Source organism: Streptomyces sp. NPDC056231 (assembly GCF_048270745.1).
Lineage (GTDB): Bacteria > Actinomycetota > Actinomycetes > Streptomycetales > Streptomycetaceae > Streptomyces.
Genome location: NZ_JBLVKW010000026.1, coordinates 54,271 through 67,460 on the forward strand (window position 1 = coordinate 54,271; position 13,190 = coordinate 67,460).

The 13,190-nt window shown below is 67.0% G+C and carries 10 protein-coding genes and 6 pseudogenes; 9 read left to right on the top strand and 7 right to left on the bottom strand.

The features are described from left to right. Positions 1–208: 208 nt before the first annotated feature. The 5 genes and pseudogenes from ACNPQM_RS21010 to ACNPQM_RS21030 all read right to left on the bottom strand — a co-directional run bounded on the left by ACNPQM_RS21010 (position 209) and on the right by ACNPQM_RS21030 (position 4,063). Positions 209–1,276 carry an SRPBCC family protein gene (locus ACNPQM_RS21010; protein WP_418085232.1) on the bottom strand — a complete coding sequence of 356 codons (1,068 nt, stop codon included), beginning with the start codon at positions 1,274–1,276 and terminating at the stop codon, positions 209–211. Between the two features lie 6 nt (positions 1,277–1,282). Further along, the gene (locus ACNPQM_RS21015; RefSeq protein WP_418085233.1) at positions 1,283–2,218 is read right to left on the bottom strand and encodes a histone protein; all 936 of its coding nucleotides are present in this window, start codon (positions 2,216–2,218) and stop codon (positions 1,283–1,285) included. Positions 2,219–2,225: 7 nt separating this feature from the next. Further along, positions 2,226–2,481: pseudogene (locus tag ACNPQM_RS21020) on the bottom strand (gas vesicle protein GvpG). Positions 2,482–2,975: 494 nt separating this feature from the next. Further along, positions 2,976–3,572 (bottom strand): annotated as a pseudogene (gene amaP, locus ACNPQM_RS21025) (alkaline shock response membrane anchor protein AmaP). Next, positions 3,557–4,063 (bottom strand): DUF6286 domain-containing protein, encoded by a 507-nt coding sequence (locus ACNPQM_RS21030; RefSeq protein WP_418085234.1) that lies wholly within the window; start codon positions 4,061–4,063, stop codon positions 3,557–3,559. The pseudogene amaP and the gene ACNPQM_RS21030 overlap by 16 nt, the downstream one beginning before the upstream one ends. A gap of 74 nt (positions 4,064–4,137) precedes the next feature. On the opposite strand from ACNPQM_RS21030, the gene ACNPQM_RS21035 reads away from it, so the two are divergent. The 7 genes and pseudogenes from ACNPQM_RS21035 to ACNPQM_RS21065 all read left to right on the top strand — a co-directional run. Then, positions 4,138–4,701, top strand: coding sequence for a hemerythrin domain-containing protein (locus tag ACNPQM_RS21035; protein WP_418085235.1), 564 nt, complete (start codon positions 4,138–4,140; stop codon positions 4,699–4,701). 1,856 nt (positions 4,702–6,557) lie between these two features. Further along, on the top strand, positions 6,558–6,731 hold the full coding sequence (locus ACNPQM_RS21040; RefSeq protein WP_418085236.1) for a CsbD family protein: 174 nt from the start codon (positions 6,558–6,560) through the stop codon (positions 6,729–6,731). 224 nt (positions 6,732–6,955) lie between these two features. Then, positions 6,956–7,312 carry a hypothetical protein gene (locus ACNPQM_RS21045; RefSeq protein WP_418085237.1) on the top strand — a complete coding sequence of 119 codons (357 nt, stop codon included), beginning with the start codon at positions 6,956–6,958 and terminating at the stop codon, positions 7,310–7,312. Positions 7,313–7,619: 307 nt separating this feature from the next. Continuing rightward, positions 7,620–7,925 (top strand): annotated as a pseudogene (locus tag ACNPQM_RS21050) (integrase core domain-containing protein); the annotation flags it as partial. Positions 7,926–7,987: 62 nt separating this feature from the next. Continuing rightward, positions 7,988–8,527 carry a transposase family protein gene (locus ACNPQM_RS21055; protein ID WP_418085238.1) on the top strand — a complete coding sequence of 180 codons (540 nt, stop codon included), beginning with the start codon at positions 7,988–7,990 and terminating at the stop codon, positions 8,525–8,527. Then, positions 8,427–9,008: pseudogene (locus ACNPQM_RS21060) on the top strand (ISAs1 family transposase); the annotation flags it as partial. The gene ACNPQM_RS21055 and the pseudogene ACNPQM_RS21060, both read left to right, overlap by 101 nt. An 815-nt stretch (positions 9,009–9,823) precedes the next feature. Then, a pseudogene (locus ACNPQM_RS21065) lies at positions 9,824–10,009 on the top strand (phosphoribosyltransferase); the annotation flags it as partial. On the opposite strand, the pseudogene ACNPQM_RS21070 reads toward ACNPQM_RS21065, so the two are convergent. Beyond that, positions 10,010–10,207: pseudogene (locus ACNPQM_RS21070) on the bottom strand (phosphoribosyltransferase); the annotation flags it as partial. It abuts the pseudogene before it with no gap. Between the two features lie 34 nt (positions 10,208–10,241). Between ACNPQM_RS21070 and ACNPQM_RS21075 the strand changes: the two are divergent. Then, positions 10,242–10,757: a glycosyl hydrolase-related protein gene (locus tag ACNPQM_RS21075; protein WP_418085239.1), complete on the top strand. Its 516-nt coding sequence runs from the start codon at positions 10,242–10,244 to the stop codon at positions 10,755–10,757. 114 nt (positions 10,758–10,871) lie between these two features. Next, entirely contained in the window at positions 10,872–10,997 is a 126-nt protein-coding gene (locus tag ACNPQM_RS21080) for a hypothetical protein (protein WP_418085240.1), read from the top strand. A 323-nt stretch (positions 10,998–11,320) separates the two neighbouring features. Here the strand turns inward: ACNPQM_RS21080 and ACNPQM_RS21085 are convergent, their stop codons facing one another. Next, positions 11,321–13,012 (bottom strand): acetolactate synthase large subunit, encoded by a 1,692-nt coding sequence (locus ACNPQM_RS21085; protein WP_418085241.1) that lies wholly within the window; start codon positions 13,010–13,012, stop codon positions 11,321–11,323. Positions 13,013–13,190: the final 178 nt, after the last annotated feature.

Consider the following 13,190-nt stretch of genomic DNA (forward strand, 5'->3'; position numbering starts at 1 on the left):
GTCACAACGCCGGCCTGCCAGATCTTCCGTGAAGTCCGCGACCAGCGTTTTCGAGGCGATCCGCCCCGCCGCACCGGACGATGCGCAAGCCGCGCAAAGAGTCCTGCGGTGGATCACGACCCATCTGGACAGACTGCGTGCCGACATTGGTGGTCTGCGGCCCCGAAACGGGGTAGACCCCTGCCTGAAGTCGACGTCAGTCACGGCGTCACCTCTGTCGCCGTTGCTTCCTGGAGGGGGTTACGTCCTCTTCCTCTCCTTCTTCCTCTTCTTCTTCCTCGTATTCGCCTTCTTCTTCGTCCTCAGGCTCGTCCTCAGCCTCGTCCTCAGGCTCGTCCTCAGCCTCGTCCTCGTAGTCTTCGTCCTCGGGCCCGGGCTCGTCGTCCTCGGGCTCCTCCTCCTCGTATACCTCGGCCTCGGACTCCTCGCCTTGTGCGTCCTCCTGCTCGCCAGCCTCTTCTTCTTCCATGGCGTCTTCGTGGGACACGACAACTTCACCGTCTCGGATTTCACCGCGCCAGCCCTCGGGCTCTTCCTGGGCGAGGGAGACGTATCGCTGAAAGTGCTTGAAGTCGAGTCGCATGCGGCGCCCTTGGGCGCGCCACAGGTTGCCCGTCTTCTCGAAGAACCCGGACGGGTAGTACTCCACGACCAGGACGATTCGAGTCAGGCTGGGTGCCAGCTCATGGAAGCTGACCGCACCACGGGTAGTTCCCTTGGCTCCCTCGGACGTCCAAACGATGCGGTCGTCGGGAATCTGTTCTTGGACAGTCGCTTTGAAGCTGCGCGAGGAAGGGCCGACTTTGACCTTCCAGTTGCTGGACATCTCATCGGTCTTCGAGACGTCGCGAACGCCCTTCGCGAAGCTGCTGAAATGGTCGTACTGCGTCCAGTGGTCGTATGCGACACGCAGGGGCACTCCCACATCGAGCACCTCGATGATGTTCATGACCTTGCCGCCGCTCGACTTGCGTTTCCCCTTTCCGCCGCCGAACGCTTCCTTGACCTTCCCCACGACTTTGTCCTTGACGCCCTTGGCTTTCTCCCCGACGAATGCCTTCAGCGGGGAGTCGCCCTGGAGAATACGAGATCCGATCGCGGGAAGCGATCCGCTCTCGGCCATATCAGTGAGCTGCCCAGTGACGTCGGTCAGTTTGTCGCCCGCCTTCTCGGCGAGCCTCTCCATCTGTGCACTGAGGAAGTTTGACGCCTCTTCGCGAAGCCGCTCTGCACCCGACATTTGTCCCGTGGGCTGGTCTGTTTCCGTCCTGGTCATGACTGGCTACCTCCGACGATCGGCGCGCTTGGACGCTGCTCGTTTCGACGACGTCGTCTTTCGCGCGGCGGACTTCTTGGCCGGAGTAGTTTTTTTCGCAGCTGTCTTCTTTGGCGGGGTCGTCTTTCGCGCGGCGGACTTCTTGGCCGGAGTAGTTTTTTTCGCAGCTGTCTTCTTTGGCGGGGCCGTCTTTCGGGCGGCGGACTTCTTGGCCGGAGTAGTTTTTTCCGCAGCTGTCTTCTTTGGCGGTGTCGTCTTTCGGGCGGCAGACTTCTTGGCCGTCCGAGGCTTCTCTCCGTGGGCGGGAGTGGCCTTCTTGCGTGCCGCGCCCCCTCTGGGCTGGGCTGGTTGACGACTGCGGCGCCGCTTCGGCTGCCTCTCTTCCGGCTCTTCCTCCTCCTCTTCCTCGTATTCCTGTTCCGGCTGTTCCCCCTCTTCCGGCTGTTCCCCCTCTTCCGGCTGTTCCCCCTCTTCCGGCTGTTCCTCCTCTTCCTCTTCTTCCTCAGCCTGGCCCTCTTCGTACTCGGCCTCCGGCTCTTCCTCTTCCTCCTCCTCTTCCTCGTACTCCGCGCCTCCCTCCTCCGGCTCGTACTCCTCCTCGTACTCCTCTTCCTCCCTCTCATCCTGCTTCTCACCGAGCCGCGCCGTGCGGTCGCTGATGGCGTCAGCCAGCGAACTCATGCCCCGGTCGGCGGCGGCAGCCACTGCCTTACGGCCTGCGTCGAAGACTTCCCCCGTCAGCTGCTCCTGCAGCTCGGCGAACTGGGGAATCTCTCCGAGTCTGCGCATTCCTTCGGCGGCAAGCTGGCGGGGTTCAAGGCCGAATCGTCTCCCCGCCAGATACGTCGCAATTGTCAGCGCCAGCCGGCCCTTCTTCGTCCGGCCCAGCACATAGCCGCCCACTACTGCGGCTGCGAGGGCCACCTTGGCCGTGTCATCCATGAGTGCGTCACCTTCGATCGTTCGGTGCGGGGCCGACCTGTGCAGCATGCAGCCGGTCGAGCAGCCTTTCCTCTTCCCGGTTCGAACTCCTCCGTGCTGATATCTCCGTCTTCAAGCTCCCGGTTTAGTACAGCCAGCTGGGCACGAAGCACCCCTGGGTCGTGCAGCTCGTGCTCGGCAGCATCGTTGAGCTTCTCCGCCACCCAGATCACTCCGCGGACGGGTGCGTTGGGGAGCGTGATCAGTCCCGTGATCAGTCCCATGTCAAACTTTGGCGGCCTGCACGGGAGTGCCTGCAGCGGCGACGAAGTTGCAACAGGGCAGCGGGCCCGCAAGACGCAGCTCGACGTGTTCGCGGTCTGCGCTTCCGAATCGCTCCGCCGTGCTTCGGAAGTCGTCGTTTGCGCCACGCGGCTGTCGTCGAAGTTTTCCCGCCGCGCGGCCGACGTTCTTCTGCCATGCATCCAAGTCTGATCGGTATCGGGCGCCTCGCACCTTGAGGAGCTGTCGGGCGCACCAGCCGGGGTGGGCGACTGCTTTGGTGATTGATGTTTTGGACATCACCTTCGACGGCCGTCTCTCAGCAGTCCGCCAGAAACCTCAACAACGTGAGCTGCCCGGTCGTTTGGCAGAGCCGCATGAAGGCCTCCCGCTGGTCGGTGGAGATGCCGAATTCCACACCGAACTCAGAAGGCCCTCACCTGTTCAAGATCACCACATCGGCGATAACTGTCACCGACCTTCGTGGACAGAGCACCTAGGCGATGCGGCGGGCGCGGTGGTGGACTTCCCGGAGTCGGACCTCCGACGGGAGGCGGTCCAGGCCTGCCGAGTCCCGTGCGTGTGCGAGCGTTTCCCGGCTCAGTTGCTCCAGAGTTTGCGCCGGTTCCGCTTGAGGCTTTAGCAACAGCCGTAGTCGTGCCACCGGGGCATTACGCCGACCCGTCAGCCGCACCTGAGCCCGCGAGATCCCGTCCAGGACCTGCGCCTCTTCCTCCATTGCGTCCTCCAGCGCGCGGCCGTTGAACCGGGCCGTCGAGTCGTCTGCGCTCTCGATGAGGACCTGGCCCAGCCGGTGTCTGCGCAGTTGCGCCAGAAGCCACCACAGCAGCAGCCCGAGAAGCACGGCGAGCACTGCAATGACGGCCAGCCACCACCAGTACTCTTCCCGTCACCGGGTGCGTCCCTCGGTGCCCAGCACGACATCGTTCGGGCCTCGGAAGGGCCACCAGCCCGGCACGTCGAACCCCCGGTGGCGCTGCAGATCCAGCCCACCCAGCAGCACGCCGCCACCCAGGGCGAAAAGTCCAAGGCCGAGTAGCCCCAGCAGCACCCGGTTCACCGCCTTGAGCATGGGACACACTTCACCCCCTTCTTCGGGCGCCGGACGCGCACGTCCAGCGTGGGCTGCTGGGCGAGCCCCAAGTTCGTTGCGGCTTCGCTCAGCGCGGCGTCCAGATCCGTGTGGGCCTCGTTGAGATCGCGGAAATGTACCTGTGCCCGGGCTTTGACCTTCCGGCGGCCGACATCGACCCGTGCTGATTGCACACCGGACACCTGTACGGCTCGGTCGCGCAGAATCAGGGCGGCTGCGTGGTGGTCGAGCCCGGCGCGGACCTCCCCTGTTCTGGGGATTCCGGTGGGATGCCGCATGGGTAGCAGTCTGCGCAGTCCCGGCGTCACCGCCAGCAGGAAAAGCCGCACGGAGCCGACGCCCACCGTTACGAGTAGCCGTGATCCAGGCCGGCCCCAGGAAACCAGGGGCAGCAGTGTGGGCCCTGACGTGGCTGCGCTGGGGAGGTGAGTGCCGGGTCTGTCTCCGCGCGCAGGGCGCAGGTTTTGCATCCATGGCCTGTTGTCTGGGTGTCTGCACCCTCCTTCTGAGGGGCGATGAACCCGAGGAAGTGGAAGGGACTGTCATGAGACACGGCGGCAATGTGATCGCGGAGCTCACGGCCGATCATCGTGAGCTGGAGGCACTGTTTACGCAGATCGAAGTGCAGCCAGTCGACCATCCCCAGCGGCGCGAGCTGGCCGACCGGCTGACTGCGGAACTGGTACGGCACTCGGTTGCCGAGGAGTTGCACCTGTATCCGGCGGTACGCAATCACGTATCGGACGGTGCGGCACTGGTGGTCAAGGAACTCGCCGATCATGCCAAGGTCGAGCAGATGCTCAAGGACCTCGAAGACCTGCACGCCGTTGATCCGCAGTTCAACGACATCGTCGCGAAGCTGAAGCTTGCGGTCGCCTCCCACATGCGCGAGGAGGAGCATGAACTTTTCCCAAGACTCGCAGCGTCCCTCCCACCCGAGAAGCTGGACGAGCTGGGGCGACTGGTGCGCCAGGCCAAGGAGATGGCCCCCACCCGCCCCCACCCCTCGCTCCCGAACACCCCGCCCGCCAACAAGCTGCTCGTGCCCGGGGTCGGGCTGGTGGACCGCGTACGCGACTTGCTCAGCGGCCGCAAGACCACAGGTTGAACCCCAGGCCGCCAGCATGTCTCGCCTTCCATCACACAGCCGGAGGAGTATCGAATGTCGACCCTCGAAAAGATCAGGCCGGTGACCGGCGCGCCCTGCTGGGTGAATCTGATGGCGCAGGATCTGCGCGCAGCACAGTCCTTCTATACCGATGTCATGGACTGGAAGTTCCGGGAGAGCATCCTGGGCGGCAACTTTTCGGTGACTCTGGCCTATGGTGAACCGTTCGCCGGAAGTGCTCCAGCCCGGCTGGACCTGCAGACCCGCGACGCGTTCGAGGCCGTCATCCTCTACGCGGAGATCTTCGACTGGGCCCAACCGCCCGACGGTTGCACGGTCGACTACGCGCAGGACCACGTCCTCATCCAGGCCGCGGGACACACCGTCGCCACCCTGCGCGGCGGAGGTATTGAAACCGACCCGGACCCGAGAATCCAGCCCCCGGTGGATTGTGGACTTCCGTGTCCAGAGCAGCAAGCAGGCCGCGGCGGCCGCCGTTGCTGCCAGGGGCGAATCGTCACCAGTTCCCTCACTCGCCGATGCCTCATTCGACGCCTTCGTCATTCGCGATCCCGATGGCGCCCTTTTCACCGTGTCCGATACCTGACGACAGCGACCCGCCGCTGGCGGAACGAAGAGGAAGGGCGCCAAGCGTGCATACCGGACGCCAGCCCCCGTCCTCACCCTTGGACTGGACGGTCGAGCAGGGCATCGGCGAAGGCCGTCGCGCGAGCAGGCAGTGAGCCTGCCCGCCGAGGACAGCGCACTGGCCTGCCGTCTCTGTCGTCCGGCATACCGCGCTCGGCCTGCTGTGGTGCGCTGCGTCTCCGTATGCGATCACACCCGCTCCGCATGAGGATCGGTTTACGGGCGGTGGCCCGGTTGCGCCCCGACTCCCTGCGCGGGGGTTGGCACCCTTCCCCGGCGCCCCGGTGTGCTGCCTGGCACAAGAGTAGGGGCTCGCCGCTCGTGTCCTACGGCGACGCTGTGACGTGTGGCTTCTTGCGGTGTCTCAGCCGTGTCCAGCCGGTCAGTCTCACGATGGTGTCCGAATCCTTAGGGTCGGCCGCGAGGGACAAGCGACTGACCTGCGGAGTCTTACGAGAGGACACCGACATGGGAGCGGGGGCGGCCACATCGAGGCGTGGAGGGCAGGTGCGGCAGGCAGAAGGCGGCTGACTGCGATCTCCCTCGGTGCGGAAATCGCCATGGGGGTCCTTCGACCCGACCTGGAGCTGTTGCCGGGGTGCCTGATCAGAGCCGCATGGTGGCCTGTGATCCGTTTGCACGCCGGCATGGATGAGTCCTCCCGTGAGCCGGAGGCGCACATTAGGAGCGGTCCGCTCAGTGGGTATTTACGGCGAGCGCCGCGTCGATCTCTCGCAGGAAGGGGTCCAGATCATCTGGGTTGCGAGAGGTGATGAGCGTCCAGCCGTGGGAGTCGTTCTTGATGACCGGCTCGTCGTCCCATTCATGCGCGCCCGGCGCCCCAGCGGCGAACGCACAGCGGGAAGCCGAAGCAGGAAGCCACTGTGCTGTTCCTCAGCACATGCGCTGAGCGGGCAGATGGGGCTGCTTTTCCCGGCGTTCATCCACGTTCATCCAGGGAAGGCCCCGAGACCCGTTTCCGGCGCCCCACGACCCGCAGCTGTCGTCTGGACCAGGTCCGGGCGAACCCGACTGCCAGCCAGATGCGGAGCTGCCCCCTGGGGCCAGGTCCCGGGTTCCACCCGGTTCCCCGATCTGCCCGACCGGCTAGCGCGCCGCCCTACGGCGACACCTCACCGATTGCGGCCTCAGATTGACCGGCGCAAGGTGGAGACGTAAGACCCCTCACAGTGAAGGACAGAATTGTCATGGGTAAGGGAAAGGCGAAAGCCAAGCAGGTCAAGGGCAAGCTGAAGGAAACCGCTGGCGGTGCCTTGGGCGACGAGCTGATGCAGGCAGAGGGCCGCGGCGAGCAAATGACGGGAAAGGCCCAGGAGGCCGCAGCAAAGGCGGCTGAGCGGCTGAAGAAGTCCGGACAGTAGGACCTTGATCGCAGAGGGGGCCGCGAACCCGGTGCTGGCCGCCCGCCTCCGCACCCGGATTGTGGGTCTGCGGGACGAACGCGTCCACCATCCCGCGGCCCGCCTGCAGCCGGATCTCAGCACGGCGCTCGGCGACGTAGCCGCGGACCATCTGGTACGAGATCTCGTCCGCACCGTGCTCGTCCACCAACCGGTCGAAGATTCGCTTCACCGTGTGGCGCTGCTTGCGTGGAGCGTTCAATGTCGGCCTGGTGCCGGGCATCGCCGTGCTCGCGGCCGCCGCTGTGCTCCTCGTCCGCTGGCGCCGCGCGGCCGCCCGCCGGCGCGGTGGGCACTACACCCCAGCCGAATTCGCGGGGCTCGATGACCACGGCCTGGCTGCGGCCGCCGAATGGATGCTGCTCCGGGACGGCTGGCACGTCATCGCCATGCCGGTCGCGAGGCGGCCGCGCCTGTACGCACGCGACCGCGGCGGCCGCCAGCTCGACGTGCGGTTCCCGCCCGACGGACGAGGCAGCGGACGAGGACGTGCAGACCGGTCCCGCTCCGCCGCGCGAGGCGGGCCGCCACGGGGTCGATGACCTGATCCGGGTCCTGGTCAGCAAAGGCGCGTGCAGCCGCACCGACGGGTGCGCAGCCGGGGCCGAGCGTCGAGTCGCGCGAACCACGGGCCACACCAGGGCCTGGTCGCTCTGCGCCCTGTGAAGCCCGACGGCGAAGACGAGGACGACGGACACAATGGTCAGCCACATCCGGGGCCGTGCACTCTGGCGGGCTCATCGTGAGCCAGAGCTGGCTGGGGAGGGCACCGAGGTGCGCCAGGCCCGCCGCCGCACCTGGCTCGTCATCGACCAGCACGCCGTCGGTCGCCCACTGGTTGAACCTGGTCAATACCGTGCCATCCGCTACACCGAGCGCCTGGACGAAGCCGCCGCAGTCGCCTCGGTCGGATCCAAGGGCGACTCCTACGACAATGCCCTCGCCGAGGCGTTCAACAGCCTCTTCAAGGCCGAGCTAATCCGCAACAAGGGCCCCTGGACCGGCATCAACGATGTCGAGATCGCCGTCGCCGAGTACATCGACTGGTTCAACCGAAGACGCCTCCACGGCGAGCTCGGCCACGTCCCACCCGCCGAGTTCGAAGCCCGCCACACCCCAACGACCACCCCAGAACTCATACTGAAAACCAGCTAATCCACTCTCCATCAAACCCAGGGCTTGACATGCTCTACGCCCCGTGACCTGCCTGGAAGACCGTGCCTGCCGACGCATCATCCCTGATTCCGGCTGCCCTTGACCGGCTCCGCGAGCAGTCCGACGTCGAGCCCGGGGAGGTGCCCGGCCTGCTGGAGCGGCTGGCTCAGGTGCCGGATCCGCGCGATCCGCGCGGCGTGCGCCATGCCCTGGCCGTCGTGCTCACGCTGACCGCGTGCGCGGTGCTGACCGGCGCGACCTCGCTGATGGCGGTCGGCGAGTGGATCGCGGACGCGCCGCCGCACGTGCTGGAGCGACTCGGCGTGCGCCCCGATCCAGTACTGCCCCGGAGGCTGGTGCCCTCGGAGGCGACGGTCCGCCGGCTGCTCGCCCGTATCGACAGTGATGCCCTGGACCGGGCGGTGGGCGGATGGCTTGCCGACCGCCGGCCCGAGAGCACCGGGCTGCGCGGACTGTCCGTGCACGGCAAGTCCCTGCGCGGTGCGGCGAAGGCCCAGGGGCGGAGGATCCACCTACTCGCTGCGGTGGAGCACACCACCGGGCTGGTCCTGGCCCAGCTCGACGTCGGAGAAGACCGGTGAGGTCACCCGCTTCCAGCCGCTGCTCGACACCGTCGCCGACCTGGCCGCAACCGTGGTCACCAGCGACGCGCTCCATACGCAACGCGAGCACGCCGCCGACCTCCTGGGCCGCGGGGCCCATTACATCGCGATCGTCAAGGGCAACCAGAAGAAGCTGCGCAAGCAACTGAAGTCCCTTCCCTGGAAGGACATCCCGTTCCAGGGCCGCGCCTGGGGCACCGGCCACGGCCGCGCGGAGATCCGCCGGATCAAGGTCGCCACCGTGAACAACTTGCTCTTCCCCGGCGCCCGCCAGGCCGTCCAGATCAAGCGCCGCCGCACCGACCGCAAGACCGGCAAGACCACCATCACAACCGTTTGCGCGGTCACCAACCTGACCGCCGAGCAGGCGACCCCCGTCCAACTCGCGAGACTGATCCGCGACCACTGGAAGATCGAGGTCCTGCACCACATCCGCGACACCACCTTCGCCGAGGACGCCTCCCAGCTGCGGACCGGCAACGCACCCCGCGCGATGGCGACCTGGCGCAACCTCGCCGTCGGCGCCCTCCGGCTGAGCGGCGTCAAGAACATCGCCGCCGGCCTCCGTCGCAACGCACGCGACGCCCGCCGACCCCTCGCACTCCTCGGCCTCGCATGATCACAAAACGGGCGCCCGCCGACTACGCCGAAACCCTGCTTGGGGGCGTGCCCGGAAACAAGCCCTGACTCGTACTGAGCGCACTTCTCGCCTGGCCAAGCGACCTTACGATCTCCGGTACGCCGGGATCTCGTTCTGGCTCTACTCCGGAGTGGACCCGGCCGAATGCGCCCGCCGCGCCGGTCAGAGCATCGAGGTTCTCTTTCGCTACTGCGCCAAGTTCCTCGACGGCCTTCGAGAGCAGGCGAAGCGCCTCATCGAGCAGTCCATGAACGAGTGGCAGCGCGTCAGCCAAGGTGAAGCACCCGGAGGGGTCAACTGGAGGTTTGGTCCGTGACTGGTCCGGAAGCACTGGTCAGGAGGGGTACAGCCGTGGGAGGAAATGGGAGTCAGCGCGCAAGCCGGGCTCGGTCGAGAGCGGGCTGAGCGAAAGGCGCCTGACGGGTGAAAATCCAGGTCAGGCGCCTTTTCGCATGTGTCTAGAAGAAGCCCAGCTTCTTTGGCGAGTAGCTCACCAGCGGGTTCTTCGTCTGCTGGTGATACACCGCCCGCTTGGCTCTGACCAGCGCAAATGTGCCATGCGGATGGGCATGGGCGGACCTTGGTCCGGGTATGGTCCGGATCTTGCGTCGGTTGGCGCGACCGCCGCTCCCAGCGCCGTGCAGGCTGGTGCGGTGGTGCTGCGCGGGCAATTGACGGTGCCCGAGGGCGCGAGCGAAATCGTGGTGTTCGCGCATGGCAGTGGCAGCAGTCGGCACAGCCCGCGCAACCGGTTCGTGGCCGCCGGACTGAATCGGGCCGGGCTGGGCACCCTGCTGTTCGACCTGCTCACCAAGGAGGAAGAGATCGAGTTGTGCCTCGCGGTTGAGGTCGAGCACCAGCTGGTCATGGCCCCCGACGATCAGCAGCGTGGGCGCCGTCACCGCCGGCAGTCGTGGCCCCGCCAGGTCGGGCCTGCCGCCCCGCGAGACGACCGCGGCGATCCGCGCTCGTGGCTCGGCGGCTGCCCACAACGCGGCTGCCGCGCCGGTGCTGGCGCCGATGCACCTCGGCGCACGGGGGTGGGGCGCGGTTGTGGTCAACGACTCGACCTACGGGCACGAGATCATCCGAGACGTCCGCGCCGACGGCGGCGGCATCACCATCACCGTCCGGCTCTCCCTGCTACGCGCTCCCCGCTTCCCCGACCCGGATGCCGACCAGGGCCACCACCGCCTGCACTACGGGTTCGTCATCGGCGCCGACATCGCCGACACCGTCCGCGAGGGCTACGCGTTCAACCAGCCGGAGCGCAGCCTCTGGTCCAACCGCTCGTCACCGCGGATAACGAGGCCGTCGTCATCGAGACAGTCAAACTTGCCGAAGATCGTTCCGGCGACATCGTCGCGCCTCTACGAGGCCCACGGCGGACGCGCCCGGACCGTCCTGACCGCCGGCTTCCCGCTGGCGTCGGCGGCCGACACCGATCTGCTGGAGCGCGAACTCGACCCGCCCGAGAACGTGGACGCCGTAAAAGCGGACGGCCGAAGGGTGCTCCTGGCACTCCGCCCGTTCCAGATCCTCACTCTTCGGCTGAGGCCGGGTGACTGACCGAGGCCCTCCGGGACGGGCCGTCTCCACCGCCCGCAGCATGCTGGTGGGATCTCACCCCGCGACGCGCACACTCCGACCGGGGTCGCCTCCGCGCGCGCCGCCGGCTGCTCGATGCTGGCTGTTCCCTCCATCGTGCCGATCGCCAGGGCCGACGGGATCACCCTGCTGGAGAGCCTCGAACGGGCCGACCTGGCGCTACTCTCCGCGCTCACCGTGCCGACGACGCCGACCGCCTGATGCCGTCACCCGCTGCCTGGGACAGCCCGTGTTGGTGCCCTGGATGGTGAGTTCGCGGATGAACTCCGCCAGAGCCGCGAAGACATGGAAGGCCGGGCGCCGGCCGGACGTGTTACTGAATTTGAATGTGTGATGTCGGTCTGATCGTGGTCAAGCGTCCATGGGTTCTGTCAATCGCCGAAGGGACTCTGGCCGGTGCGGACCAAATCCGGGTCCTGCGAGGCCGGCAGCAAGCGGCGGGTCACGGCGATCCCGTTGCTGCCAGGCGGTGCGCGCCGGGTGGCCCTGCCGACTCGCACTACTTCGAGACCTGGGCCGGCAGGTCAGAACGGGCCGTGGAGGCTGCCGAGTCTGTCGGTCAGACGCAGATTCTCGGAGTAGTCGACGGGGCAGGCGATCACGGAGACCGTGTCGTCGTCGAGGGCGTGGCGCAGCACGGGCAGCAACTGGTCGGCGGCCGCGATCGCGTAGCCGCGTGCGCCGAAGCTTTCGGCATAGGCGACCAGGTCCGGGTTGGTGAATCGGGTATGGCTGTGGCGGCCGAGTTCGAGTTCCATCTTCCAGGTGATCAGGCCGTATTCTTCGTCCACCAGGACGAGGACGACCAGCGGGACTCGTTCGCGGACGGCAGTCTCCAGTTCCTGGGAGTTCATCAGGAACGAGCCGTCGCCCATCATCGCCAGGACTCGTCGGTCCGGCCGGGCGAGCTTGGCGGCGATGGAGCCCGGTAGTGAGAAGCCCATGGTGGACAGGCCGTTGGAGACCAGGCAGGTGTCCGGTTCGTAGGTGGGGTAGAGGCGGGCCATCCACATCTTTCCGGCGCCGGTGTCGGCGAGCACGATGTCGTGGCGGTCCAGCGCGGTGCGGACATCGGTGACCACGCGTTGCGGCACCAGGGGGAACGCGTCGTTCTCGCGTCCGTACCGGAGTTCTTCGTCGAGCAGCGTACGGATCTTCTCGCTGCTTGCCGAGTCGTAGGTGAGTCCGTCGGGCAGCGCTGCCGCCAGTGCGTCCAGCGCCTGTGAGGGGTCCCCTTCGACGCCCACCGCGACCGGGTAGTGGGCGTCAACCTCGGCGGGGAACCGATGCACGTGAAGGATCCGCTTGTCGCCGTTCGGGTTGATCTTGATCGGGTCGAACTCCTGGATCTCGTAGCCCACGCAGATCAGCACGTCGGCCGCGTCGAAGCCGAAGTTGCCATAGTCGTGACGCATGAAGCCGACCGCACCGAGAGCGTTCGGGTGATCGTCGGGGAAGACGCCCTTGCCGTGGAACGTGGTCGCGACCGGGATGTTCAGCCGCTCGGCGAACCGCACCAGGGCGGCCGAGGCCCCGGCTCTGGCGGCACCGTGGCCCGCGAGCACGACGGGGTGCCGTGCAGCGGTGAGCACCTCGACCGCCCGTCCGATCTGGGAGGGAGACGGCGCGTCGGCGCGCACCGTGTCGATCTGCAAGGGTGCCAGCTGCTCGGCTGGACGCTCTGCTTCGATGTCCTCGGGCACCGCCAGGAACACGGCGCCGGGGCGCTCGCTCTGCGCGGTCTTGAACGCCTTGCGCATCATCTCCGGCACCGCGGCCGGACACTCGATGCGGGCCGCCCACTGCGTGACGGGAGCGAACATCGAGACCAGGTCGATGACCTGGTGTGACTCCTTGTGGGTACGGCGCAGCGATCCCTGCGCGGTCAGGGCCACCATCGGCGCGCTGTTGGTCATGGCGTCCGCGGTACCGAGCAGCAGATTGATCGCGCCGGGCCCCAGCGTGGCCGAACACACCCCGGCCTGGCCGGTCAGCCGCCCGTAGATCTCAGCCATGAACGAGGCAGCCTGCTCGTGGCGCACCAAGACGTAACGGATCCCGGAGCCGTTCAACGCGTCGACGAAGCGGATGTTCTCCTCACCGGGAATCCCGAAGACGTACTCCACGCCCTCGGCCCGCAGACAACGCACCAACAGGTGCGCGACGTCCTCCACTGCTGCCGTGTTCCGCGACCCCGTCGCGCCTTCGGTGCTCATCAGACGAACGTAGGCACGCCCGCCTGGCCCGGCCACTCATCAGCCGGCGACCGGGGCCGCCGGTGGTGGGTACCGGCCAGCGCCTGAGCCCAGGCACCGTGAGCGCCGTCGGCGCCATTCGGAGGTGTTGTGATGGCGGATGCCGTGGTCGGCCCGCACGCTGGAGCCGGATGTGGAT

What these genes read in the sequence shown, in the direction of transcription:
- ACNPQM_RS21010 (WP_418085232.1), bottom strand. Translation starts at nt 1,276, where the DNA reads ATGACCAGGACGGAAACAGACCAGCCCACGGGACAAATGTCGGGTGCA.
- ACNPQM_RS21015 (WP_418085233.1), bottom strand. Translation starts at nt 2,218, where the DNA reads ATGGATGACACGGCCAAGGTGGCCCTCGCAGCCGCAGTAGTGGGCGGC.
- ACNPQM_RS21030 (WP_418085234.1), bottom strand. Translation starts at nt 4,063, where the DNA reads ATGCAAAACCTGCGCCCTGCGCGCGGAGACAGACCCGGCACTCACCTC.
- ACNPQM_RS21035 (WP_418085235.1), top strand. Translation starts at nt 4,138, where the DNA reads ATGAGACACGGCGGCAATGTGATCGCGGAGCTCACGGCCGATCATCGT.
- ACNPQM_RS21040 (WP_418085236.1), top strand. Translation starts at nt 6,558, where the DNA reads ATGGGTAAGGGAAAGGCGAAAGCCAAGCAGGTCAAGGGCAAGCTGAAG.
- ACNPQM_RS21080 (WP_418085240.1), top strand. Translation starts at nt 10,872, where the DNA reads ATGCTGGCTGTTCCCTCCATCGTGCCGATCGCCAGGGCCGACGGGATC.
- ACNPQM_RS21085 (WP_418085241.1), bottom strand. Translation starts at nt 13,012, where the DNA reads ATGAGCACCGAAGGCGCGACGGGGTCGCGGAACACGGCAGCAGTGGAG.